The following is a 25,053-nucleotide window of genomic DNA, read 5'->3' on the forward strand; positions in this document are numbered from 1 at the left end:
GGACTGCGATCACGGCCTTCTTTCGGGGATGACCCTGAGGATTCTCCTCGCCGCACCGATAGCGCTCACGATATCGGCCGCCCCCGCCGCCGCGACGGGCCAGGCCTGCCGCCTCCCGGCGCGGGTGGAACCGGCGCCGGCGCGACCCACGCCGGCCCATGAGGTCTCGCGCACGCGGGCCGATCACTACCAGCTCGCCCTGAGCTGGTCGCCGGAATGGTGCCGGGGACGGTCCGACCGGCTCCAGTGCCAGGACAACAGCTTCGGCTTCATCGTCCACGGCCTCTGGCCCAGCGCCAGCCGCGGCCCCAATCCGCGCTTCTGCGCGCCCGCGCCGCCGCTGGACGCCGCCACCGTTCGCAAGCGCCTGTGCATGACGCCCTCGCCGACGCTGATGCAGCATCAGTGGGCCGCCCACGGCGCCTGCGGCTGGCGCAGCCCTGACGCCTACTTCGACCAGACCGCCGCCCTGTGGTCCCGCCTGCGGACGCCCTCGCTCACGACCCCGACGATGACCGCCGGCCAGATCCGCCAGGCCTTCGTCGCGGCCAACCCCGGTATCCCCCGCGCCGCCCTCCAGGTGCGCGTCGCCGCCGGCAACCGCCTGAAGGAGGTGGGGATCTGCTACGATCTGAAATATCGGCCCGTCGCCTGCCCCCGCGGTATCGGAACCCCCGACGCCGTCACCGTGCGCATCACGCCCCGGCGGCCGTAGGGAGATTCGGGGAACCACGAAAAACACGAACGGACACGAAAGGAAGAGGCGCACGCGAAAGGCCGCGCAGCGGCGCCTTCCAGCTTTGACGAACCGCGGAAGACGCGGAAGGCGAAGCTGCGATTCCGCGTCCTTCCGCGTTTTCCGCGGCGGCATGACGGAGCCTCCGCTCGCGCGGAGGCTCAGGCGCGCATGGCCCTTTTCGTGCCCGCCGTGTTTTTCGTGGTTCCCGAAACCCGCCCCCCGGCTCAGGCCGCGTCGGCGTCGGCCTCGCCGCCCTTGACCAGGCCTTCCAGGCCCTGTTCGCGGACCTTGCGGTACAGGGTGGAGCGGCCGATGCCGAGACGTCGCGCCACTTCGCTCATGTGGCCGGCGTAGACCTCGATGGCGAGTTGGATGAGGTCGCGCTCGATCTCCTCCAGCGTCCGCAGGTGGCCCCGTCCGTCCAGGATCCGCACGGGCTGGTCCGCAGCCGGGGCCGCGCCGTCGGCGGAAGGCGTCGGCAGGGTGGGCGTGGACGGCGCCGACACGGCCGGAGCCTCGAGCTCGGGCGGGGGGGCCGCGACCCCCGAGATGGCGGGGAAATCGTAGGGCTGGAGATAGGGCGCGTCGGACAGGACGATCGCGCGATAGACCGCGTTCTCGAGCTGGCGCACGTTGCCCGGCCAATCGAAGGCGGTCAGGCAGGCCAGGGTCTCGGGCGCGGCGCCCACCACCGATTTGCCTTCCTCCACGTTGAAGCGGCGGACGAAGGCGTCCACCAGGGCCGGGATGTCGGCCTTGCGCTCGCGCAGCGCCGGCGCCTCGATCGGGAAGACGTTCAGGCGATAGTAGAGGTCCTCGCGGAACCGGCCCTCGGCCACGGCTTGCGAGAGGTCGCGGTTGGTGGCCGAGACGATGCGCACGTCGACCTTGATCGAACGCTTGGCGCCGATCGGGTCGATCTCGCTCTCCTGCAGCGCCCGCAGAAGCTTGACCTGGATGTCCAGCGGCAGTTCGCCCACCTCGTCCAGGAACAGGGTGCCCCCGTTGGCCTCCTGGAACTTGCCCAGGTGCTTGTCGGTGGCGCCCGTGAAGCTGCCCTTCTCGTGGCCGAACAGGATGCTCTCGACCAGGTTCTCGGGGATGGCGCCGCAGTTGACCGCCACGAAGGGCTTGCCGGCGCGGTCGGACGAGCCGTGGACGGCGCGCGCGATCACCTCCTTGCCGACGCCGCTTTCGCCGGTGATCAGGATCGGGATCGAGGACTTGGCCGCCCGCTCGCCCAGGCGCTTGACCATCAGCATGGCCGGCGAGGAACCGATCAGGTCGTCGAAGGTGGTGCGGCCGTTCGCGTGCTTCTTGAGCCGGTCCACCTCGCGCTGCAGCGAGCCCATCGAGAGCGCGTTGCGGATCGAGACGATGATGCGTTCGGGGCTGGCGGGCTTCACGAAGAAATCGCAGGCGCCGGCCTGCATGGCCTGGACGACGGTGTCGATCCCGCCCGTGGCGGTCAGCACGATCACCGGCTGATTGAAGCCGCGCGCGCGCATCTCGACCAGGGCTTCCTGGCCGGGGATGCCGGGCATGACGAGGTCGAGGAGGATGACATCCACGCCCGCGCCGGCGTTCAGGTGCTGGATCGCCTCATCCCCGCTCTGCGCGTGGGCGACCGCGAACCCCTCCCGCTCCAGGACCGCCTGGATCAGGCGGCGTTGTGTCGGGTCGTCGTCGACGACCAGGACCGTTTTGGCCATATGAAAACACCCACCGGATTGGACGCTCGCCTGTTCTCGGCGAGGCCTCGTTCTTGTCTCCCTTTGGTACAGGCCAAGGGTAAAGGCGGCGTTTCGCAACCCTGAGTCAGGCGTTAACGGGCGTGGTTTCCTTGTCCCCGCAGCCGGCGCGGAGGGGCAGGGCCGCCGATCCGGAACTGGCCTTTGAATTTCGGTCCACTTCGGCGTCTTCTGGCGCCATGAGCCCGCGCCGCATCGGTCCCGCCTCCCTGAGCCGCCTGCTGGGCGCGTGGCGCGGCGAGCGCGGGCCAGCCTATCGGCAGCTCGCCGACGGCCTGCGCCTGCTGATCCTCGACGGCCGCCTGCCGCTGGACGTGGTGCTGCCCGGCGAGCGCGAGCTGGCCGCGACCCTGGAGGTCAGCCGCACCACCGTCACCGCCGCGCTCGCCCGCCTGCGCGACGACGGCTTCCTGGACCGCCGCCAGGGCGCGGGCGCGCGCACGCGCCTGCCGGCCGGCCCGGGCGACCGGGGCTCGAACCCGCTGATGCTGGGCGCCTCGGCCGAGGGGTTGCTGGACCTGGGCGCAGCGGCCCCGCCCGCGTCCGAGATCGTGCCCCAGGCCTTCGCCGCGGCCCTCGCCGACTTCCCGGCCCACCTGTCGAACCACGGCTACCTGCCGCTGGGCCTGCCCCTGCTGCGCGCCGCGATCGCCGCGCGCTACAGCCGCCGCGGCCTGCCCACCCATCCCGATCAGGTCATGGTCACCAGCGGGGCGCAGCATGCGCTGGCCCTGATGCTGCGGCTGACCTGCGGGCCGGGCGACCGGGTGGTGATCGACCATCCCACCTATCCCCACGCCATCGACGCCATCCAGCGCAGTTCCTGCCGCCCGGTCCCCGTGGGCCTGCCCGAGCAGGGCTGGGACGTGGACGGCGTCGCCGCCGCCCTGCGCCAGGCCGGCCCGCGGCTGGCCTACTTCATCGCCGACTTCCACAACCCCACCGGCCGCTGGATGGGCCTGGAGGCGCGCGCCGCCATCGCCGCCGCCGCGGCCGCCGCGCGCACCGTCGCCGTGTTCGACGAGACCCTGGTCGACCTGTCGCTGGACGGCCCGGTCCAGCCCTACGGCTTCGACGAGCCCGAAGGCCTGGTGCGCCTGGGGTCGATGGGCAAGAGCTTCTGGGGCGGCCTGCGCCTGGGCTGGATCCGCGCCGACGCCGCCACGATCCAGGCCCTGGCCGCCCGCCGCGTCTCGCTGGACCTGGGCACGCCGATCCTGGAGCAGCTCGCCGCCGCCCGCCTGCTGGCCGACGACGAGCCGGCGCTGGCCGCGCGCCGCGCCCTGCTGGCCCAGCGGCGCGACGTCCTGCTGGCCGCTGTCCGGGAGCACCTGCCCGACTGGCGCGTGACGCGGCCCGCGGGCGGGCTGTCGCTGTGGGCGGAGCTGCCCGCCCCGGCCTCCAACGCCCTGGCCGCGACCTCGGAGCGGTTCGGCGTGCGCCTGGCCGCCGGCCCCCGCTTCGGCGTGGACGGCGCCTTCGAGCGCTTCGTGCGCCTGCCATACACCCTGCCACCGGACGACCTCGTGGAGGCCGCCCGACGCCTCGCCCAGGCCTACGCCCGCCTGCGCCCCGTCCAGGGCCAGCCCCGCCTGTCCGCCGGCGCCGTCGTCTGAACCGGCGGCGTTCCGGCCCCCGTTCCGCCGCGACAGGCTTGCGGGGGCCGCCCGTCGGGGCATAGTGCGTCCCGGAACGCCGATCACCTGAAAGAAGTCGGCTGCGGGGGAGGGCTCTATGAAGATTGTCCGTCTGGGCGTCGTGCGTTTGGGCGTCGTGCGTTTGGGTCTGGCGCTGGTCGCCGCCGCGAGCCTCGCCGCCTGCCAGAAACCGGCCGGGAACGTCGACGCCGAACGCCTGCTGGCCGCCGCCTCGAACGCGGAATGGCTGTCGTACGGCAAGGACTACTCCGAGCAGCGCTTCAGTCCGCTGGACAAGGTCAATGCGTCAAACGTGAAGGATCTCGGCCTGGCGTGGTACGCCGAGTTCGACACCGACCGCGGCCAGGAGGCGACGCCCCTGGTGATCGACGGGGTGCTCTACACCTCCACCGCCTGGTCCAAGGTCTTCGCCTTCGATGCGAAGACGGGCGAGCGGCTATGGTCGTACGACCCCCGCGTCGAGGGCGCCAAGGGCTTCGACGCCTGCTGCGACGTGGTGAACCGCGGCGTCGCGGTCTGGAAGGGCCGCGTCTACGTCGGCACGATCGACGGCCGGCTGGTGGCGCTGAACGCCAAGACCGGCGCGGTGGACTGGGAAGTCCAGACCACCGACACGTCCAGGCCCTACACCATCACCGGCGCCCCGCGGGTGGTGAAGGACAAGGTGCTGATCGGCAACGGCGGCGCCGAATACGGCGTGCGCGGCTACATCTCGGCCTACGACGCGGGCGACGGCAAGCTGGCCTGGCGCTTCTTCACCACGCCCAATCCCACCGGCGCGCCCGACGGGGCGGCCTCGGACAAGGTCATGGCGGAGAAGGCCGCGGCCACCTGGAGCGACGGCGCCTGGAAGGAGACGGGCGGCGGCGGCACCGCCTGGGATTCCATGGCCTACGACCCCGAGCTGGACATCCTGTATGTCGGGATCGGCAACGGCACGCCCTGGAACCACATGAAGCGCTCGGGCGGGAAGGGCGACAACCTCTTCCTCTCCTCGATCCTGGCGCTGAAGCCCGACACCGGCGAGTACGTCTGGCACTATCAGACCACGCCGGGCGAGAGCTGGGACTACACCGCCACCCAGCACATCGTGCTGGCCGACCTGACCCTCGACGGCCAGCCGCGCAAGGTGCTGATGCAGGCGCCCAAGAACGGCTTCTTCTACGTGCTGGACCGGGCGACGGGTAAGCTGATCTCGGCCAAGAACTACGTCCCGATCACCTGGGCCACCCACGTCGACCTGGCCACCGGCCGGCCCGTGGAGACCCCCGGCGCGCGCTACGAGAAGAACCCCGTGCTGGCGCTGCCCGGCCCGCTCGGCGGCCACAACTGGCAGCCGATGGCCTTCAGTCCCAAGACCGGCCTCGTCTACATCCCGACCCAGGCGACGCCCTTCCCCTACACCGACGAGGCGGGCTTCGCCGTGCGGCCGGGCGCCTGGAACACGGGCACCGACTTCCTGGCCAATTCCCTGCCCACCGACGAGGCCCAGGTGAAGGCCATGATGGCGGCCATCAAGGGCACGCTGGTCGCCTGGGATCCTGTGGCCCAGAAAGAGGTCTGGCGGGTGGAGCATCCGCACTTCTGGAACGCCGGCATCCTCTCGACCGGGGGCGGGCTGGTCTTCCAGGGGAACGCCCAGGGCGAGTTCACCGCCTATGACGCCGCCAAGGGCGCCCCGCTCTGGACGGCCAGGACCGGCAACGGCGTCATCGCCGCGCCCATGACCTACGAGCTGGGCGGCGAGCAGTATGTGGCGATCATGGTAGGCGCCGGCGGCGGCGGCCAGATCTCGGCGCCGGGCCTGATGCCCGCGCGGCCGCGCCTGCCGGGCCGCCTTCTGGTCTACAAGCTGGGCGGGACGGCCAAGGCGCCCGAGTTCCCGCAGCCCGCCACGCCGGCCATCGACCTGACGCAGGTCGCCTCGACCGGCGATGTGAAGAACGGCTTCGCGCTCTACCACCAGAACTGCCAGGTCTGCCACGGCCCCAACGCCTCGGGCTCCTGGCTCCCGGACCTCAAGGCCTCGCCCATGCTGCTGACCGCCGACAACTGGAAGGGCGTGGTCATCGACGGCGCCAGCGCCAGCCGCGGCATGGCCGGCTTCTCCCGCTTCTTCGACGTCAAGGGCGCCGAGGACATCCGCGCCTACGTGATCCAGGAGGCACGGACGGCGCAGACGGCGACCGCGACAGCGGCGGCGGGCCGATAGTCACGACGGAGTCGCGTGGCGCGACGTCCAGGTGACGAAGCCCACACCCGTCAGGATCAGGGCGAGCGCAGCGAAGGCCGGCCAGCCGGGCCGTTCGCCCAGCGCCGCCATGCCGAGCGCGGTGGCCAGGCAGGGAGCCAGGTAGATGGACATCGACATGAAGAGCGGCCCCCGGCGCTGGATCAGGAAGACGTAGCCCACGGTCGCGAGGCCGGTGGAGAAGACGCCCAGGACAGCCACGGCCAGCACGGCGGGCCAGGGCGGCCAGGCGGCGGGGACCGGATCGAGCAGGGGCGCCGCCGCCAGGGCGAAGACCAGCGCCCACACGCACATCATCAGGGCGCCCGCCGTCGAGGAGACCTCGGGCGCACGGCGGGTCGCGATGTTGGCCACGGCGTAGAGCGCCGCCCCGGACAGCGCGGCGACGACCGCCGCCGCCTCCACGGTCACACCCCCGACCAGCCGCGGCGCCGCCAGCGTCACGAGGCCCGCGAATCCCAGGCCGACGCCGAAGGCCTTGCGCCAGCTCAGCCGGTCGTCCGCCACGAAGAGATGCGCCAGCAAGGCGGTGAAGATGGGCGAGGCGCCGTTGCAGATCGCCACGACGGCCGAAGGCAGCTGTTGAGACGCGTAGGCGAACAGCACGAACGGGAACGCCATGCCGAAGAAGCCGATGACGGCGTAGGCGCGCCATGCGGGATGGCGCAGCGGCGGGAGGCGCTGGCGCTGGAGGACGAGCGCCACGGCCAGGGTAGCCGAGGCGATGGCGATGCGGCCCGCCGTGTTCCAGGCCGGATCGATGTGCGTCGTGGCCACCTTGAGAGCCGCGAAGCTCGAACCCCAGATGACCACCAGGACGGCCAGCACCAGCCAGTCGAACGCATTTCCCCGCATGGCCCCGTTCCCCCTGGCCGGGTTGGATCATATCGCCGCAGACGCCGCCACGGCCGCTCTCGCGGAAACGGGCGTCTTCGGCCGGGCGCACGGCAAGCCTGGAAACTTTCGCTTGCGCTCGGCGTCAAACGAGAGCTTTTGGCGCGCGGGCCACGCCCCCCCAACGGGGCGCTGCCCATCTGCAAGGATGGGAGACATCGCAATGACCACCACGCCGAAGCCGGCGCTTCGCCCGGCTCGTCCCGAATTCTCTTCCGGCCCGTGCGCCAAGCGCCCCGGATGGACCCCCGAAAACCTCAGCAACGCCGTCCTCGGCCGCTCGCACCGCTCCAAGCTGGGCAAGGCGCGCCTGAAGGACGCCATCGACCGTACGCGCGCCGTACTCCAGGTTCCCGACGATTTCCTGATCGGCATCGTCGCAGGCTCCGACACCGGCGCCGTCGAGATGGCGCTGTGGTCCATGCTGGGGCCGAAGCCGGTCCAGCTCCTGGCTTTCGAGAGCTTCGGCAAGGACTGGGTCACCGACGTGACCAAGCAGCTCAAGATCGCGGCCGAGGTCCTGGACGCCCCCTATGGCCAGCTTCCCGACCTGACCAGGGTCCGCAAGGACGCCGACCTGGTCTTCACCTGGAACGGGACCACCTCGGGCGTGCGCGTGCCGAATGCGGACTTCATCGCCGCCGACCGCGAGGGGATCACCATCTGCGACGCCACCTCGGCGGCGTTCGCCCAGGACCTCGACTGGGCCAAGCTCGATGTGGTCACCTTCTCCTGGCAGAAGGCGCTGGGCGGCGAAGCCGCGCACGGCGTCCTGATCCTCGGCCCCCGCGCCGTGGCCCGCCTGGAAAGCCACACGCCGGCCTGGCCGATGCCCAAGCTGTTCCGCATGACCAAGGGCGGCAAGGTCAACCTCGAGATCTTCGAGGGCGCCACGATCAACACGCCGTCCATGCTCTGCGTGGAAGACGCCATCGACGCCCTGAAGTGGGCCGAGGGCATCGGCGGCCTGGCCGAGATGCGCCGGCGCGCCGACGCCAACCTGGCGATCCTCGCCGACTGGGTCGCGAAGACCCCGTGGGTCGAGTTCCTGGCCGAGGACCCGGCCGCGCGCTCGAACACCTCGGTCTGCCTGAAGGTCGTGGACCCGCGCATCACGGGCCTGCCCGCCGACGCCCAGGCCGACTTCGCCAAGAAGCTGGCCTCCGCGCTGGAGAAGGAGGGCGTCGCCCTCGACATCGGCGGCTACCGCGACGCCCCTCCGGGCCTGCGCATCTGGTGCGGCGCCACGGTCGAGACGTCCGACGTCGACGCCCTGACGCCCTGGCTCGACTGGGCCTTCGCCTCGCTCGCCGCCGACCTCGCCGCAGCCTAGTTCAAGAACATCACGTCATGGCCGGGTTTGTCCCGGCCACCCATGAACACCGGCGGACGTGGAGATGGCGCGGCGGCCCCGCACCTCATCCTGAAGCCCCGGAGATCATGGATGGCCGGGACAAGCCCGGCCATGACGAGCAACAAAAGGTAATTTCCCATGCCCCGCGTGCTCATCGCTGACAGCCTCAGCCCCGCCGCCGTCGACATCTTCCGCCAGCGCGGCGTCGACACCGACATCAAGACCGGTCTTTCCAAGGACGAGCTGATCGCCGTGATCGGCGACTACGACGGCCTGGTCGTCCGCTCCGACACCAAGCCCAACAAGGACGTCATCGCTGCGGCGAAGAACCTCAAGGTCATCGGCCGCGCCGGCATCGGTGTCGACAACATCGACATCCCCGCCGCCACCGCCGCCGGCGTGGTGGTGATGAACACCCCGTTCGGCAACTCGATCACCACCGCCGAGCACGCCATCGCCATGATGTTCGCCCTGGCCCGCCAGCTTCCCGCCGCCGACGTCTCCACCCAGGCCGGCAAGTGGGAGAAGAGCCGCTTCATGGGCGTCGAGCTCTACGCCAAGACGCTGGGCCTGATCGGCGCCGGCAACATCGGCGGCATCGTCGCCGACCGGGCCCTGGGCCTGAAGATGAAGGTCGTCGCCTACGACCCCTTCCTGTCGGACGAGCGCGCCGTCGAGATGGGCGTCGAGAAGGTCGAGCTAGACGACCTGCTGGCGCGGGCCGACTTCATCACCCTGCACACCCCCCTCACCGACAAGACCCGCAACATCCTGTCGGCCGAGAACCTGGCCAAGGCGAAGAAGGGCGTGATGATCATCAACTGCGCCCGCGGCGGCCTCGTGGACGAGGAGGCGCTTCGCGCGGCGCTGGAGAGCGGCCAGGTCGGCGGCGCCGCCTTCGACGTGTTCGTGAAGGAGCCCGCCAAGGAGAACGTGCTGTTCGGCGCGCCCAATTTCGTCGCCACCCCGCACCTGGGCGCGTCCACCAACGAGGCGCAGGAGAACGTGGCCCTCCAGGTGGCCGAGCAGATCAGCGACTACCTGCTGACCGGCGCCGTCACCAATGCGCTGAACAGCCCCTCGGTCACCGCCGAGGAGGCCCCGCGCCTGAAGCCCTTCGTGGCCCTGGCCGAGAAGCTGGGCGCCCTGGCCGGCCAGATGCTGGACTACGGCATCAAGGCCGTGGACATCGCCTTCGAGGGCGAGGTCTCCAAGCTCAACACCAAGCCGATGAGCGCCGCCGCCCTGGCCGGGGTGATGCGGCCGATGCTGGCCGAGATCAACATGGTCTCGGCGCCGGCGGTGGCGAAGGAGCGCGGCGTGACCGTCTCGGAGAGCCGCCAGGACGAGTCGCCCATCTACGACAGCCTGATGCGGATCACCGTGACCACCGAGAAGGGCCGGCGTTCGTTCGCCGGCTCGGTCATGGCCGGCGCCCCGCGGATCGTGGAGGTCAAGGGCATGGAGCTGGACGCCCCGTTCCTGCCGCGGATGCTGTACGTCAACAACCTGGACAAGCCGGGCTTCATCGGCGCGCTGGGCGGCCTGCTGGGCGAGGCTGGCGTGAACATCGCCACCTTCAACCTCGGCCGGATCGACGCGAACGACGACGCCATCGCCCTGGTGGGCGTGGACCAGGAGCCGGCGCCGGCCCTGCTGGAGAAGATCCAGGCCCTGCCGCACGTGAAGGAAGCGCGCGTCCTGCGGTTCTGAGGGCCGGCGATAGCCTTGCGCCCCCTCCGTCCCCCCGGATCAAGTCCGGGGGGCCACCTCCCCCGCAAAGCGGGGGAGGAGCGATGATCCCGCTCCTCCCCCGAAGGGAACACTTCGGGGGAGGTGGATCGCGCGCAAGCGCGAGACGGAGGGGGCGCGAGGGGCCTTGACTCCGGGCGCGCCTGTTCTAGAACAAAATAGGAACTTAACAGGAGCCCTACGTTCACATGTCCCCGGCGCGCGCCCCGCGGATCGCAGCCTTGGCCGCCCGGATCGCCCGGATCGAGGGCGGCGTGCGGTCAGACGTGGGCGGCCTGGCCTTCGGCGTCCTGGAGATCGACGCCTGCCTGCCTGGAGGAGGCCTGCCGCTGGGCCGCTGGCACGAAGTGGCCGCCGACGGGATGGAGACCGAGCTTTCGGCCGCGCCCGTGCTCTTCGCCGCCCTGGCGGCGTCGCCCCTCGCGCGGCGGGGTGAGGCGGTCTGGGTGTTCCGGCGCGACGACCTGTGGGCGCCGGGTCTGTCCGGGCTGGGGTTTCCCGCGGAGCGCCTGGTGCAGGTCTGGGCGCGGGACGAGGCCGAGGTCCTGGGGGTGATGGAGGACGCCCTGGCGACGCCCGGTGTCTCGGTGGTCTTCGGCGAAGCCGGGACGGTCGACCTGACCGCCGGGCGCCGGCTGCAACTGGCTTGCGAGCGGCGCGGGACGACCGGATTCGTCCTCGACCGACGCCCCTTCGGCGGAGAGGCGAAGCGGCTGGGGCCGGGCACAGCGTCGGCCACGCGCTGGCGTGTGGCGTCGGCGCCGTCCGCCAAGCCGGCCGAAGGGGTCGGCCTGGGCGCGCCGCGCCTGGCCGTGACCCTGGAACGCTGCCGGGGCGGGCGGCCCGGCGCCTGGATTCTGGAGGCCGCCTGCGCCTACGGCGGCGGGCCGGGCTTTTACAGGGAGGCCTCGGATGACGCGCATCCTCTGCGCCTGGTCGCCCCACTGGGCGATCGCGAACTGGCGACGGCGGGCCGCCGCGCCGCCTGAAGCCGCACCACAGGGCGCCGAACTGGGCGCCGACCTGGGGCCCGAGACGCCCTTCGCCCTGGTGGAGACCGTTCGCCAGGCGCGCCGCCTGGCGGCCGTGGACCGCCGCGCCGCGGCCCTGGGCCTGCAGCCGGGCCAGAAGCTCACCGACGCCCGCGCGCGGGTTCCCGGCCTGGCGGTCGCCCCGGCCGAGCCCGAAGCCGACGCGGAAGCCCTGGAAGCGCTGGTCGACTGGTGCGTCCGCTATTCCCCGGCCGTCGCCGCCGATCCCCCGGACGGCCTGTTCCTGGATGTGACCGGCGTCGCCCACCTGTGGGGCGGCGAGGCCGGCCTGATGGCCGATCTGCGGGCCCGGCTGTTCGCGAACGGCCTGCCCTTCCGCCTCGCGCTGGCCGACACCGCAGGGGCGGCCTGGGCCCTGGCCCGCCACGGTCGCGACGGCGTCATCGCCGCCCCGGAAGCCCAGGCGGCGCTGCTGGCGCCGCTGCCGCCCGCCGCCCTGCGGCTCGAACCCGAGGCCACGGCCCAGATCGAACGCCTGGGCCTGCGCCGGCTGGGGCAGCTCATGGATATCCCCCGCGCGCCGCTGGGCCGGCGTTTCGGGGCCCATACCCTCATGCGGCTGGACCAGGCGCTGGGCCGCGCGCCCGAGGCCCTGGCCTTCCGTCGCCCACCCACGCCGTGGATGGCCCGGCTGGCCTTCTTCGAGCCGGTCTCGGCGCCGGAAGATATGGCCCGGGTGACCGATGACGTGGTCGCCGAACTGTGCCGGCGGCTGGAGGCGGAGGGACGCGGCGCGCGACGTTTCGCGCTCGCCTTCCACCGGGTCGATGGTCGGACGCTGCCTCTTGAGGCCGGCTTGTCGCTGGCCGGGCGCGACTCAGCGCGGATCGCCCGGCTGTTCCATCCCCGGCTGGAGACCGTCGATCCCGGCTTCGGCGTCGAGGCCGTCACCCTCTGCGCCTATGAGGTGGAGGCCTTGCAACCTCGCCAGGCCCGGATCCACGCCGGCGAGGCGCCTTCCGCCGAGGATGGGCTGGCCTCGTTCGTGGACCGCCTGGCCAACCGCCTGGGCGCCGACCGGGTATGGCGCGCCGCCCCGGTGGAAAGCCACATTCCCGAGAAGGCGGTCACGCGGATCGCAGCGATCGGAGCCGAGACCGCGGCGACGCCCTGGGACGCCCGGACGCCGAGGCCCGTACGACTGTTCCGCCGGCCCGAGCCGCTGGAGCACGTCTACGCCCTTCTCCCCGACGACCCGCCGCGCCGCTTCCGCTGGCGGGGACGCGTCCATGACGTGCGCCGCGCCGAAGGTCCGGAACGGATCGGCGAGGACTGGTGGCTGCGCGACATCGGCGACGTCTCACCCACCCGCATACGCGACTACTACCGGGTGGAGGACCAGGACGGGGCCCGTTTCTGGCTGTTCCGCGCCGGTCTCTACGCCGACGCCGACGCCCCGCCGAAATGGTGGATGCACGGAGTGTTCGGATGAGCGCGCCCGAAACCGAAAGGAGAGTCCATGAAACCCAGAATAAGCCTGATCACCCTCGGCGCGCGGGACCTTCCCCGCATGATCGCCTTCTACCGCGACGGCCTGGGCTTCCCGACCCACAACTACACGCCCGGCGACGACATGGTGATGTTCCGGATGGAAGGGACCTGGCTCGGCCTCTTCCCCCACGCGGAGCTGGCCAAGGACGCCGGGGTCTCCCCGGAAGGGTCCGGCTTCACGGGCGTGGCGCTGGCCCGCAACGAGCCCTCGAAGGCCGAGGTCGACCGCACCTTCGCCGAGGCCCTGGCCGCCGGGGCGCGGGCGGTGAAGCCGCCGCAGGACGTCTTCTGGGGCGGCTATTCCGGCTACTTCGCCGACCCCGAGGGCAACCTCTGGGAAGTCGCCTGGAACCCTTTCACCGACCTGACGTGAGCGGACGGCCTTCCCTCACCAAAGGAGGCGGCGCGCCAGCGTCGCTGAAAGCAGGCCACGAACCCACACGAAAACCACGAACGGGCGGGCCATCCCCGGGCCTCCGCGCGAGCGGAGGCCCGGTATCCTTTGTCCACGGATGCACACGGAGACACACGGATGGCGCGGCGGCCATCATCCGTGTCGATCCGTGTGCATCCGTGGACCTTCAGATCGGAAGGCCGCCGCTTCGCGGCCTCGCCGGACCAGGCGCCGGCGCGCTCCGCTGTTCGTCCGTGGTTTTCGTGTGGGTTCGTGGCCAAGACATGAGGCGCTGGCGGCGGGCAGCGCGCCTCGAGGTCGCGCCATGACCCGCTATGTCGAGCTGCAGGCGGCGACGAACTTCTCGTTCCTGCGCGGCGCGTCGCATCCGTGGGAGCTGGTCACCCGGGCGGCGGAGCTGGGGATGGGCGCCGTCGGGATCTGCGACCGCAACAGCCTGGCGGGCGTCGCGCGGGCGTGGCGGGCGCAGGAGAAGCTGACGGCCCAGGGGGTGGCGATCCGGGCGCTGACCGGCTGCCGCCTCGACTTCGTGGACGGGACGCCCAGCCTGCTGGTCTATCCCTCCGACCGCGAGGCCTATGGCCGCCTCACCCGCCTGCTCACCGCCGGCCAGCGTCGGGCGGAGAAGGGCGGTTGCGAGCTGCATTGGGAGGACTTCCTGGGCCACGCCGAAGGCCAGCTCGTGATCGCGATCCCGCCCGAAGACCTGGATCAGGCCTTCGAGGGCGACTTGCGCCGGCTTGCAGGGGAACTGCCCGACGTCTGGCTGGCGGCCTCGCGGCGCTATGGCGCGCGCGACCTGCACCGTATCGACCGGCTGGCGGCCCTGGCCGAACGCGGCGGCCTGCCGCTGGTCGCCACGAACGACGTCCTCTACCACGTCCCCGGCCGGCGGCCGCTGCAGGACGTGCTCGCCTGCATCCGCGAGGGCTGCATGATCCACGAGGCGGGGCTGCGGCTGCTCGCCAACGCCGAGCGGCACCTGAAGGCCCCCGCCGAGATGGCCCGCCTGTTCGCCGAATTCCCCGGCGCGGTGGAGCGCAGCGCCGAGATCGCCGACCGCGTGGCGTTCGACCTTTCCCAGCTCCGCTACGAATACCCGGACGAACCGGTCCCTCCGGGGAAGACGGCGATCCAGCACCTGCGCGACCTGACCTGGGCCGGGGCCGAGTGGCGCTATCCCGGCGGCCCGCCGCCCCACGTCGTCGGCATCCTCGAGCACGAGCTCGACCTGATCGAGCGGCTCGACTACCCGAACTACTTCCTGACGGTGCACGACATCGTCCGGCACGCCCGCGAGAAGCTGGACATCCTGTGCCAGGGGCGCGGCTCGGCCGCCAACTCTTGCGTCTGCTACTGCCTGGGCGTCACGGCGATCGATCCGGCGCAGCCGGGCCAGGAACTGCTCTTCTCCCGCTTCCTCTCCGAGAACCGCGGCGAGCCGCCCGACATCGACGTCGATTTCGAGCACGAGCGGCGCGAGGAGGTGATGCAGTACGTCTACGAGCGCTACGGACGCCACCGCGCCGCCATCGTCGCCACGGTGATCCACTACCGCCCGCGCATGGCGATCCGCCAGGTGGGCAAGGCGCTGGGCCTGACCGAGGACATCACCGCCGCCCTGGCCAACACCGTCTGGGGCAGCTACGGCGACGAGCTGCCGGACGAGCACATCCGCCAGGCCGGCCTGGACCCCCACGCCCCCGAGATCCGGCGCGCCACGGCCCTGGCCCAGGAGTTGCTGAAGTTCCCCCGCCACCTGTCGCAACATGTGGGCGGCTATGTGCTGACGAAGCGCCGGCTGGACGAGACGGTCCCCATCGGCAACGCGGCCATGGAGGATCGCACCTTCATCGAGTGGGACAAGGACGACATCGACGCCCTGGGCCTGATGAAGGTGGACGTCCTGGCGCTGGGGATGCTGACGGCGCTGAAGAAGGCCTTCGACCTCCTGCCGCCCCTGAAGGACGGCACGCGGGTGACCGACATCGCCCACATCCCCCAGGGCGAAAAGGCCGTCTACGAGATGCTGTCCCGCGCCGACTCCATCGGCGTGTTCCAGGTGGAGAGCCGGGCGCAGATGTCGATGCTGCCGCGGCTGAAGCCCGAGAGGTTCTACGACCTGGTGATCGAGGTGGCGATCGTCCGCCCCGGCCCGATCCAGGGGAACATGGTGCACCCCTATCTGAAGCGCCGGGAGAATCCTGATCTCGTCGACTACCCCCGGCCCGGGCCGGGATATCCGAAGGACGAGCTGGAGAACATCCTGAAGAAGACCCTGGGCGTGCCGCTCTTCCAGGAGCAGGCGATGAAGATCGCCATCACGGGCGCCGAGTTCTCGGACGACGACGCCGACGGCCTGCGCCGCTCGATGGCCACCTTCCGCAACCTGGGGAACGTCGCCGATTACGAGGAGAAGTTCGTCGGCGGCATGACGCGCCGCGGCTACGACCGCGACTTCGCGGAGCGGTGCTTCAAGCAGATCGAGGGCTTCGGCTCGTACGGCTTCCCGGAGAGCCACGCGATCAGCTTCGCGCTCTTGGTCTACGCCTCGGCCTGGGTGAAGTGCTTCCACCCCGACGCCTTCCTGACCTCGCTCCTGAACAGCCAGCCGATGGGCTTCTACCAGCCGGCGCAGCTTGTCCGCGACGCGCGCGAGCACGGGGTGGAGGTGCGCCCGCCCGACGTGATGTTCAGCGACTGGGAGACCACCCTGGAAGAGAAGGACGACCCGCGCGAGCGGCTGCGGCCGGTCCGCCTGGGGCTGCACCAGGTGAAGGGGCTGAAGAAGGAGGCCGACGGGGCGGCGCTGGCCAGGGTGCGAGCAGCGGGGGCGCGGGCGGCGGGGGTGCGGACGGTGAGGGACTTCGCCCGGCTGGGCGGATTCAGCCGACGGTCGATGGAGCTGCTGGCCGAAGCCGACGCCTTCCGCAGCCTGGGCCAGACCCGACGCGAAGCCCTCTGGGCGGTGAAGGGGCTCACGGGGGAATGGAACGCGGAGACGGCGGCCCCGCTCCTCCTGCGCCAGACCGTGAAGGAGGCCCAGGTCCCGCTGCCCTTCATGACGGCGGCCCAGGGCGTGGCCGAGGACTACCGCACCACCAGCCTGTCGCTCCGGGCCCACCCCATCGACTTCTTCCGCGACGACCTGGCGGCGATGGGCGCGCGCCCGTGCATCGACCTGAAGGACGCCCGCGACCGGGCGCGCCTGTCAGTGGGCGGCCTGGTCCTGGTGCGGCAGCGGCCGGGCACCGCCAAGGGCGTGGTCTTCATGACCCTGGAGGACGAGACGGGCGTGGCCAACATCGTCGTCTGGCGCGACGCCTTCGAGGCCGCCCGCCGGGTGGTGATGGGGGCCGGCTTCGTGGTCGTCCACGGCCAGGTCCAGACGGAGGGCAAGGTCGTCCACCTGGTGGCCGATCGCTTCACCGACCTCTCCCACCGCCTGGGCGAGCTGCGCGACGACGGCGAAACGATCGCCGCCCGCTCGAAGGTGACCGGCCGCCTGATCCGCAGCCGGGATTTCCATTGAGGAGAACGACCAGACTACGCTTCGGAATGGCCTACCTCCAGGACATCCCACGGCCTGAAGGCCGTCAGCTCTCGGGCAGACGCCGAAGCCTTGAGGATTCAACCGCGGAGATCGCAGAGATACGCAGAGAGGCCAGACGGCGTCGGACTCCTCTGCGTATCTCTGCGATCTCCGCGGTTCATGAATTGCGGCGGCGGCGGTTGCGGCGCGGGTGAAATGGCCCGCTAATCGCGACAGATCGCGGGAGGCGGACGATGGGGTCTGGCGGGATGTGGCGGGCGGTGGCGCTGGCAGGCGCGCTCTGGTGGACCGGCGCAGGTTGCGCGATGGCCCAAGACGCCGTCCAGGGGCCGGTGGCGCTGAAGACCCGGCAGGGCGTTCTGATCGGGGAGGCGACCGAACGGGCGGTGATCTTCCGCAACATCCCCTACGCCGCCCCGCCGACGGGACCACTGCGCTGGGCGCCGCCCCGGCCCGCCGCGCCCTGGAGCGGCGAGCGCGACGCGACCCGGCCCGGGCCCTCCTGCCCTCAGCCGATGAACGCCGACGGGACGCCCAACCTGGGCGGCGCGAACGGGCCGGTGGCGGAGGACTGCCTCCAGCTCAACGTCTTCGCGCCCCGGCTGGCGAAGCGGGCGCCCGTCATGGTCTGGCTCCACGGCGGCGGTCACCGCACGGGGGCCGGCTGGGTCTACGACGGCCAGAATTTCGCCCGCGACGGCGTGGTTCTCGTCGCGATCAACTATCGGCTGGGGGCCCTGGGCTACTTCGCCCACCCGGCGCTGACGAAGGAGGCCGGACCGGTCCCTACGGGCAATTTCGGGCTCATGGACCAGATCGCGGCGCTGAAGTGGGTGAAAGCCAACATCGCTGCGTTCGGGGGGGACCCGGGCAATGTCACGGTCTTCGGCGAATCGGCCGGCGGGATGAGCACCCTGGCGATCCTGGCGACGCCCGGGGCGAAGGGGCTCTTCCACAAGGCCGTGGTCCAATCGGGCCTGGGCTGGTTTCCCCCGTCGTCCCTGGCGGCGCGCGAGGCGGCCGGCGTCGCGGCGGCCGGGACTCTGGGCCTGGACGAAGCCGTCACGACGGCGGCCCTGCGCGCCCTGCCTGTCGAGGCGCTGGCGACGCTGGACGGCGACTATCAGCCTTTCGTCGACGGCCGGCTCCTCAAGCGCACGCCGTCCCAGGCGCTGGCGCGCGGCGGGTTCGCCGACGTGCCCCTGATCATCGGCTGGAACTCGGGCGAGGACTCGCTGATGGGCCCGCGCGTGTCCCCGCAGCAGGTCGCCCGGATCCCGCCGGCGGCGCGGGCGATCTATGCCGAAGAGGCCGCGGCCGGCGACGAGACGCTGGCCCGCGCGATCTTCACCGACCGCATGTTCGGCGCCCCGGCCCGCTGGGTGGCGGCGAACGCGGCGGCGGGAAAGCCGGCGTGGCTCTATCATTTCTCATACGTCGCCACGCGCATGCGCCCGAACGTGACGACGGCCGCGCACGCCGCGGAGATCCCCTATGTCTTCGAATACTGGGGCCGGCGCACGCCGATGAGTGTGGTGAGCGCCGAGGATCGGGCGATGGCCGACCGCATGCACGCGTGCTGGGTGAGCTTCGCACGGACCTCCGCGCCCGCGTGTGGGACCCAGGCCTGGCCGGCGTACGACGTCCGTACCGACGCCCTGATGGAGTTCGGGCTGGAGAGCGGCGTGCGCCGCAACTTCCGCAAGAGCCGGCTCGACGCCCAGGCGGCGGCGGTGATCCCCACACTGGACCTGAAGTGAACATGGCAGACGCCCGATTGGCAGCGGGGGCCGCATCGCGGTAAGCGGAGGCATGGCCGTCCCCGTCGTCATCGCCCCATCGATCCTCGCGTCCGACTTCGCGCGGCTGGGCGAGGAAGTGCGGGCCATCGAGGCGGCCGGCGCCGACTGGGTGCATGTGGACGTGATGGACGGCCACTTCGTGCCCAACATCACCATCGGCCCCGACGTGGTGAAGGCGCTGCGCCCGCATTCGAAGCTGCCGTTCGACGTCCATCTGATGATCGCGCCGGCCGATCCCTACATCGAGGCGTTCATCGCCGCGGGGGCCGACTACGTCAGCGTGCACCCCGAGGCCGGGCCGCACCTGAACCGGACGCTGAAGCTGATCCGCAAGCTGGGGGCCAAGGCGGGCGTGGTGTTCAACCCCTCCACCGACCCCTCGGTGATCCAGTGGATGATGGACGAGATCGACCTGATCCTGGTCATGTCGATCAACCCGGGCTTCGGGGGGCAGACCTTCATGCATTCGCAGCTTCGCAAGATCGAGGCGCTGCGGAAGATGATCGACGCCGAAGGGCGCGACATCCCGCTCGAGGTGGACGGCGGCGTCACGCCCGAGACGGCTCCGCTGTGCATCGCCGCCGGGGCCACGGCGCTGGTGGCCGGGACCGCCGTCTTCCGCGGCGGGGCGGAGATGTACGCCGCCAATATCGCCGCGCTTCGCGGCTGACCGGGCGGCGATGGCGGGGAGACCATCGCCGCGCCTTCCCGGGGGCGAGTTCGCCCGGGCGGTCGCGGTCGGCGCGGGGCGGATGCTGGCCGAGGAATGGCGCGCGTCCGGCCCCTGGCGGTGGATGATCTCCGGGCCGCGCCCCGACGGCTTCGCGATCCAGCCGCGCGACTTCCGCCCTGCCGATCCCGACATCGGCCGCGCCGTGCTGGCGGGCGTGTTCGTGCTGGAAGGCGCGACCCTCGCCGTCGGCGCGCGGGGCGACCCCTGGGACCGGCCCAGCCCCAGCCGGGCGTTCGCCCAGGCCCTGCACGGGTTCGAGTGGCTGCCCCACCTGATGGCCTCGGGCCCCGAAGGCGCCGCCGAAGCGCTGCGCCTCGTCCTGGACTGGCGACGGCTGTTCGGGCGCTGGAACAGCTTCGCGTGGAGCCCGGAGGTGATGGCCCGGCGGGTCCACAACCTGGCCTGTTTCGCGCCGAGGCTGTCGGCGCGGGCGTCCGAAGCCGAGACGGCGCTGATCGCCGCAGATCTGGCGCGGCAGGCGCGCGACCTGCTGTTTCCCGGCTCCTCGAAGACGGCCACCCGACGCTATGCCGCCGCCGCCGTCGCCGGCGCCACGCTGCGTGGAAAGGCGGGCCGGCGGCTGCTGAGCAACGCCCTCGACAAGCTGTCGCCCGCCCTGGACGCCGCCGTGTCTTCCGACGGCGAACACGCGTCGCGCAGGGCCGACGTCTCGCTGGAGCTGCTGTTCGACCTTCAGACCCTGGACGAGGCGCTGATCCAGCGGGGCCAAGCGGCGCCGGACGCGATTCAGCGGGCCATCGACCGCCTGGCCGGCGCGGTGCGGTTCTTCACACTCGCGGACGGAACCCTGGCGACCTTCCACGGTGGGCGTCGGCGCAGACCGGCCTATGTGGCCGCCGCCCGCGCCCAGGACGAGGCCGGCGACCGGCCGACCCCCGGCGAGTTGGGCGGCTACCAGCGGCTCGACGCCCGCAAGGTGCAGATCGTCCTGGACGCCGGGCCACCGCCGGGCGGCCCCTGGGGCGACACAGCCTGCGCCCAGCCCCTCGGCTTCGAGCTGCTGGTGAACGGTCGCCGCCTGTTCGGCGGTTTCGGGCGCGATATCGAGGGCGGGGCCACGGTGACGGTCGACCAGGCGGGGTTCGCGCGCCGGCTGACCGGCTGGCCCGCGCGGGTGCTGGGCGAGCGGCTGGCGGACGCCGACGTCGCCGTGGACGTCCAACGGCACAGCGCGCCCGACGCGCTGTGGCTCGACGCGGCCCATCATGGCTGGGTCCGCCGCCACGGCCTGCTGCACCAGCGGCGCCTCTATCTGGACCTGCGGCTGGGCGAGGTGCGCGGCGAGGACCGGCTCACCCCGACAGCGCGCGCCCAGGGCCCCGACGGGCGCCATTTCGTTCCCTACGCCCTGCGTTTTCCCCTGGCCGAGGGCGTCCACGCCCTGGTCTCCCAGGACCGGCGCAGCGTCCTGCTCAGGCTGGACGGCGAGAGCGGCGGCTGGGTGCTGCGCAACGACGCCCTGGACGTCGCGCTCGAACCTCACCCGCGGCCCGGCCGTCCCGGCGTGCAAATGGTGCTGCGCGGCCAGCGGCGCGCCGACTCGGGGGCACGCGTCCGCTGGAAGCTCGCCCCCGCCGCGGGTTGAGGCGCCGCGATTGACGGGCGCCGCGGGGAGGCCTAAGTGCGCGCCATCCCGCGTGACTGGCGAATGAGGTGGGCGACCACCGGGGAGCGCGGCGACCATATCCTGCCGCTCGCCTGGGCATCTCTCTTGAACCTTGAGGAGAATGCCGTGCCCGCCGCCCCCGACTTTCCGCCCGCCCCCGAAAAGGTCACCGTCCGCCGGGCCCTGATCTCGGTCTCGGACAAGACCGGCCTGATCGAGGCGGCGACGCAGCTCGCCGCGCTGGGCGTGGAGCTGGTGTCGACCGGCGGAACGCGGAAGGCGATCGCCGACGCCGGCCTGCCCGTGAAGGACATCTCGGACCTCACCGGCTTTCCCGAGATGATGGACGGACGGGTGAAGACCCTGCATCCGATCGTCCACGGCGGCCTCCTGGGGGTTCGCGACGCCCCCGAGCACAAGGCGGCGATGGAGGCGCACGGCATCGGCGCGATCGACCTCGTCTACGTCAATCTCTACCCCTTCGAGGCCACGGTGGCGGCCGGCGGCGACTATGAGACCTGCGTCGAGAACATCGACATCGGCGGGCCGGCGATGATCCGCTCGGCCGCCAAGAACCACGGCTATGTCGCGATCTGCACCGAGGCGGCCGACATGGCCGAGGTGCTGACCGAACTGGAGGACGACGGCGCGACGACGCTGGCCCTGCGCAAGCGGCTGGCGGCCAGGGCCTATGCCCGCACGGCGGCGTATGATGCGGCCATCTCGGCCTGGTTCGCCCAGGCGCTGGACGATGGCGCGCCCGCGCGGAAGGCCATCGCCGGCGAACGGGTCCAGACGATGCGCTACGGCGAGAACCCGCACCAGGCGGCGACCTTCTACCGCTTCCCGAACCCGCGGATCGGCGTCGCCACGGCCCGGCAGCTACAGGGCAAGGAGCTGAGCTACAACAACATCAACGACACCGACGCGGCGTTCGAACTGATCGCCGAGTTCGACCCGACCCAGGGACCCGCCTGCGCCATCATCAAGCACGCCAACCCGTGCGGCGTGGCCACGGGCGGCTCGCTGCTGGAGGCGTACGAGCGGGCGCTGGCCTGCGACCCGACCAGCGCGTTCGGCGGCATCGTGGCCCTCAACAGCCGCCTGGACGCGGCGACCGCGGCCAAGGCGCTGGAGATCTTCACCGAGGTGGTCATCGCGCCCGACGCCGACGACGAGGCCGTGGCCCTGTTCCGCAAGAAGAAGAACGTGCGCCTGCTGGTGACCGGCGGCCTGCCCGACCCCCAGGCGCCCGGCGAGACGTTCCGGTCGGTGGCCGGCGGCTTCCTCGTGCAGGGTCGCGACACCGCCAGGCTGACGCCCGCCGACCTGAAGGTGGTGACGAAACGCGCGCCGACCGAGACCGAGATCCGCGACATGCTGTTCGCCTTCACGATCGCCAAGCATGTGAAGTCGAACGCCATCGTCTATGCCCGCGAGGGCCAGACCCTGGGCGTGGGCGCGGGACAGATGAACCGCAAGGATTCCGCGCGCATCGCCGCGCTGCGGGCCGCCGATTTCGGCCTGGACCTCAAGGGGTCGGCCTGCGCCTCGGAAGCGTTCTTCCCATTCCCCGACGGATTGATCCAGGCGGCCGACGCCGGGTGTACGGCGGTGATCCAGCCGGGTGGCTCCATCGGCGACGACAAGGTGATCGCCGCCGCGGACGAGCGCGGCCTGACGATGGTCTTCACCGGCGTACGGGTGTTCCGGCACTGAGCGCCGGCCGGGAGAGGCCGCGAAGCGGGGCCTTTGGGATTCGACCGTGAACGGACGCGAAGACGCGCGCCGCAGGCGCGGGAAGGCGACCGCCAAGACGCCAAGGTCGCCAAGAGGGCCGCGGGCGGGCTCAGGACGCCTTGGCGATCTCGGCGTCCTGGCGGTTTTCTGAGGGCGCTGGCGCGCCCCAGGCTCGAACCTTCAGACCTTGGCGCCGAGGCCCAGGCGGCGCGGCGTCGTGGGCGCAGGCTCCGCCTTGTATTCGGCGAGGGCCTCGTCCAGGCGCGTCAGCTCGGCGGTCAGCGCCTCGCGCCGGGCTTCCAGCTTGCGGACGGCGCAGTCGCGGCCTCGGCCCTCGTCGTCCTCGATCATCAGGACCTCCTCGATGTCGGGGAGGGAGACGCCGGCCTTGCGCAGGCGGGCGATCCACTCCAGCCGGCGACGGGCGGCGGGATCGTAGTAGCGGGCGTTCAGCCGGTCCCGGCGGGCCTCGACCAGGCCCTTCTCCTCATAGAATCGCAGGGCGCGGGCGGTCAGGCCGTAGAGGCGCATGGCGCCGGCCATGCCGAGGCGGGGAAGGTGGTGGATGTTCTCGACGGTCATGGGCGTTGTCCGTTCGGGTGTCCGATCAAGCGTTCCTCAGGCGCCCGTCCGGGCGAGCTCCACAGGACAGCGAATTTGCGCTGACGTTATGGAGGGCTCACGTTCGGTGAGGCGCAGATCGCAGGGAGCCTTGTTTTCCTTCGTATCTCAACTGAACTCGTGCGAAGAATTGGCTCCGTCCGCCCGCCAGTTTGTAAAATTGTAAAATGCGCTACAAACTGTTCGTCGGTCCGAAGGTGCGCCAGCTCCGCGCGCGGCGGGGCTGGCGGCTGGAGGCTTGCGCCCAGAAACTGGGGATTTCGGTCAGCTATCTTTCCCAGATCGAGGCCAACCAGCGGCCGGTCACCGACCGCGTCCTCGTGGGCCTGATCGAGACCTTCGACGTGCCGGCCGAGACCTTCGAGGCCGACGAGGGCCAGCGGCTGGTCGCTGACCTGCGCGAGGCCGTGGCCGACACCGGGACGGGCGAGGAGCCCATCCCGCTCAGCGAACTCCGCCAGATCGCCCAACAGGCCCCGGCGCTCGCCCGCCGGTTCCTGGACCTGCACCGCGCGAACCACCGCCTCTCGGAACGCCTGAAGCTGACCGAGGAGGCCGTCTCCCTGGACGAGGCCACGGCCGCCAGCTCGCTCCTGCCGTACGAGGAGGTCCGCGACTTCTTCCACTTCAAGGACAACTACATCGACGCCCTGGATCGCGCCGCCGAGGATCTGGCCCAGGAGATCGGCCTGGACGCCTCGGGCCCGGCCGACATGCTGATGGAGATGTACCTGCGCGAGCGCCTGGGCGTGCGCGTGCGCTACGGTCCCCTGGGCGACGTCATGCGACGCTACGACCCCGCCAGCCACGAGCTTTGGCTGAACGCCAGCCAGCCGCCGGCCACGCGGGCGTTCCAGATGGCCTACCAGGTGGCCGTGGCCAACCTGTCTTCGGTGATCGAGGGGGAACTGGCGGAGGCGCGGTTCCGCAGCGCCGAGGCCGTCGACGTGTGCCGGGTCGGGCTCGGCAACTACGCCGCCGGGGCGCTGATCACCCCCTACCGCCGCTTCGCCGCCGAGGCGCGGGCGCTTCGTCACGACGTCGAACAGCTCGCCGCCCATTTCGGGGCCAGCCTGGAGCAGGTGTGCCACCGGCTCTCCACCCTCCAGCGGCCCGGCCACCGGGGCGTGCCGTTCTACTTCGTGCGGCTGGACTACGCGGGCAACATCACCAAGCGCCACAGCGCCACCCGCTTCCGCTTCGCCCGGTTCGGCGGCGCCTGTCCGCTCTGGAACGTGCACGATGCGGTGGCCTCGCCCGACCGCTTCCTGGTGCAGGTGGCCGCCATGCCGGACGAGGTCCGGTACCTCTGCGTGGCGCGGGCGGTGGTGAAGCGCTCCGAGAACTACCTCACGCCCGACCGCCGCTATGTCCTGGGCTTCGGCTGCGAGATCGAGCACGCGCACGAGCTGGTCTATTCCGAGGGCCTGGACCTCAAGGGACCGGCCGCGCCCATCGGCACGAGCTGCCGGATCTGCGAGCGCAACGACTGCGCCCAGCGGGCCTTCCCGCCGGTGGACCGCCGCCTGAGCGTCCCCGCCCACGAACGCCGCACGGTCCCGTTCCGCCTGGGAAGCTGAGCCCTGTATCAGGGCCGCGAACCCAGGGGGCGCCGCTCCG

General features: G+C 71.6%; 17 protein-coding genes and 1 riboswitch. Of the genes, 14 read left to right on the forward strand and 3 right to left on the reverse strand.

Annotated elements, in window-relative coordinates; all coding sequences use genetic code 11:
• Positions 1–28 precede the first annotated feature (28 nt).
• Positions 29–715, forward strand: coding sequence for a ribonuclease T (locus tag WG212_RS00945; RefSeq protein WP_337185179.1), 687 nt, complete (start codon positions 29–31; stop codon positions 713–715).
• 248 nt (positions 716–963) lie between these two features.
• On the opposite strand, the gene WG212_RS00950 is transcribed toward WG212_RS00945, so the two are convergent.
• Positions 964–2,451, reverse strand: coding sequence for a sigma-54 dependent transcriptional regulator (locus WG212_RS00950; protein ID WP_337185180.1), 1,488 nt, complete (start codon positions 2,449–2,451; stop codon positions 964–966).
• Between the two features lie 218 nt (positions 2,452–2,669).
• Here WG212_RS00950 and WG212_RS00955 point away from each other — a divergent pair, with 218 nt between their 5' ends.
• Both WG212_RS00955 and WG212_RS00960 read left to right on the forward strand, forming a co-directional pair.
• Positions 2,670–4,106 carry a PLP-dependent aminotransferase family protein gene (locus WG212_RS00955; RefSeq protein WP_337185181.1) on the forward strand — a complete coding sequence of 479 codons (1,437 nt, stop codon included), beginning with the start codon at positions 2,670–2,672 and terminating at the stop codon, positions 4,104–4,106.
• Between the two features lie 118 nt (positions 4,107–4,224).
• Positions 4,225–6,360, forward strand: a complete 2,136-nt coding sequence (locus tag WG212_RS00960) for a PQQ-dependent dehydrogenase, methanol/ethanol family (RefSeq protein ID WP_337185182.1) — start codon at positions 4,225–4,227, stop codon at positions 6,358–6,360.
• Here the strand turns inward: WG212_RS00960 and WG212_RS00965 are convergent, their stop codons facing one another.
• Entirely contained in the window at positions 6,361–7,254 is an 894-nt protein-coding gene (locus tag WG212_RS00965) for a DMT family transporter (protein WP_337185183.1), read from the reverse strand.
• Positions 7,255–7,456: 202 nt separating this feature from the next.
• Here WG212_RS00965 and WG212_RS00970 point away from each other — a divergent pair, with 202 nt between their 5' ends.
• The 10 genes from WG212_RS00970 (at position 7,457) to purH (ending at position 22,791) form a co-directional block, all read left to right on the forward strand.
• Positions 7,457–8,626 (forward strand): phosphoserine transaminase, encoded by a 1,170-nt coding sequence (locus tag WG212_RS00970; protein ID WP_337185184.1) that lies wholly within the window; start codon positions 7,457–7,459, stop codon positions 8,624–8,626.
• Positions 8,627–8,785: 159 nt separating this feature from the next.
• Positions 8,786–10,360, forward strand: coding sequence for a phosphoglycerate dehydrogenase (gene serA, locus WG212_RS00975; RefSeq protein WP_337185185.1), 1,575 nt, complete (start codon positions 8,786–8,788; stop codon positions 10,358–10,360).
• Between the two features lie 227 nt (positions 10,361–10,587).
• A complete protein-coding gene (locus tag WG212_RS00980) occupies positions 10,588–11,388 on the forward strand; it encodes a protein imuA (RefSeq protein WP_337185186.1) in 801 nt (266 codons plus the stop codon).
• On the forward strand, positions 11,312–12,883 hold the full coding sequence (locus WG212_RS00985; protein ID WP_337185187.1) for a DNA polymerase Y family protein: 1,572 nt from the start codon (positions 11,312–11,314) through the stop codon (positions 12,881–12,883). The genes WG212_RS00980 and WG212_RS00985 overlap by 77 nt, the downstream gene beginning before the upstream one ends.
• 27 nt (positions 12,884–12,910) lie before the next feature.
• Entirely contained in the window at positions 12,911–13,315 is a 405-nt protein-coding gene (locus tag WG212_RS00990) for a VOC family protein (protein ID WP_337185188.1), read from the forward strand.
• Between the two features lie 346 nt (positions 13,316–13,661).
• Entirely contained in the window at positions 13,662–16,889 is a 3,228-nt protein-coding gene (locus WG212_RS00995) for an error-prone DNA polymerase (RefSeq protein ID WP_337185189.1), read from the forward strand.
• A 254-nt stretch (positions 16,890–17,143) separates the two neighbouring features.
• Positions 17,144–18,670 carry a carboxylesterase family protein gene (locus tag WG212_RS01000; RefSeq protein WP_337185190.1) on the forward strand — a complete coding sequence of 509 codons (1,527 nt, stop codon included), beginning with the start codon at positions 17,144–17,146 and terminating at the stop codon, positions 18,668–18,670.
• 52 nt (positions 18,671–18,722) lie between these two features.
• On the forward strand, positions 18,723–19,382 hold the full coding sequence (gene rpe / locus WG212_RS01005; protein ID WP_337185191.1) for a ribulose-phosphate 3-epimerase: 660 nt from the start codon (positions 18,723–18,725) through the stop codon (positions 19,380–19,382).
• 10 nt (positions 19,383–19,392) lie between these two features.
• A complete protein-coding gene (locus WG212_RS01010) occupies positions 19,393–21,051 on the forward strand; it encodes a heparinase II/III family protein (RefSeq protein ID WP_337185192.1) in 1,659 nt (552 codons plus the stop codon).
• A gap of 42 nt (positions 21,052–21,093) precedes the next feature.
• A riboswitch (ZMP/ZTP riboswitch) is annotated at positions 21,094–21,177 on the forward strand.
• 21 nt (positions 21,178–21,198) lie between these two features.
• Entirely contained in the window at positions 21,199–22,791 is a 1,593-nt protein-coding gene (gene purH / locus WG212_RS01015) for a bifunctional phosphoribosylaminoimidazolecarboxamide formyltransferase/IMP cyclohydrolase (protein ID WP_337185193.1), read from the forward strand.
• Between the two features lie 201 nt (positions 22,792–22,992).
• On the opposite strand, the gene WG212_RS01020 is transcribed toward purH, so the two are convergent.
• Positions 22,993–23,394: a MerR family transcriptional regulator gene (locus tag WG212_RS01020; RefSeq protein ID WP_337185194.1), complete on the reverse strand. Its 402-nt coding sequence runs from the start codon at positions 23,392–23,394 to the stop codon at positions 22,993–22,995.
• Between the two features lie 206 nt (positions 23,395–23,600).
• On the opposite strand from WG212_RS01020, the gene WG212_RS01025 reads away from it, so the two are divergent.
• On the forward strand, positions 23,601–25,013 hold the full coding sequence (locus WG212_RS01025) for a short-chain fatty acyl-CoA regulator family protein (protein WP_337185195.1): 1,413 nt from the start codon (positions 23,601–23,603) through the stop codon (positions 25,011–25,013).
• The last annotated feature ends 40 nt before the right edge of the window (positions 25,014–25,053 follow it).

It is taken from the genome of Phenylobacterium sp. (assembly GCF_037189685.1).
Taxonomy (GTDB): Bacteria; Pseudomonadota; Alphaproteobacteria; order Caulobacterales; family Caulobacteraceae; genus Phenylobacterium.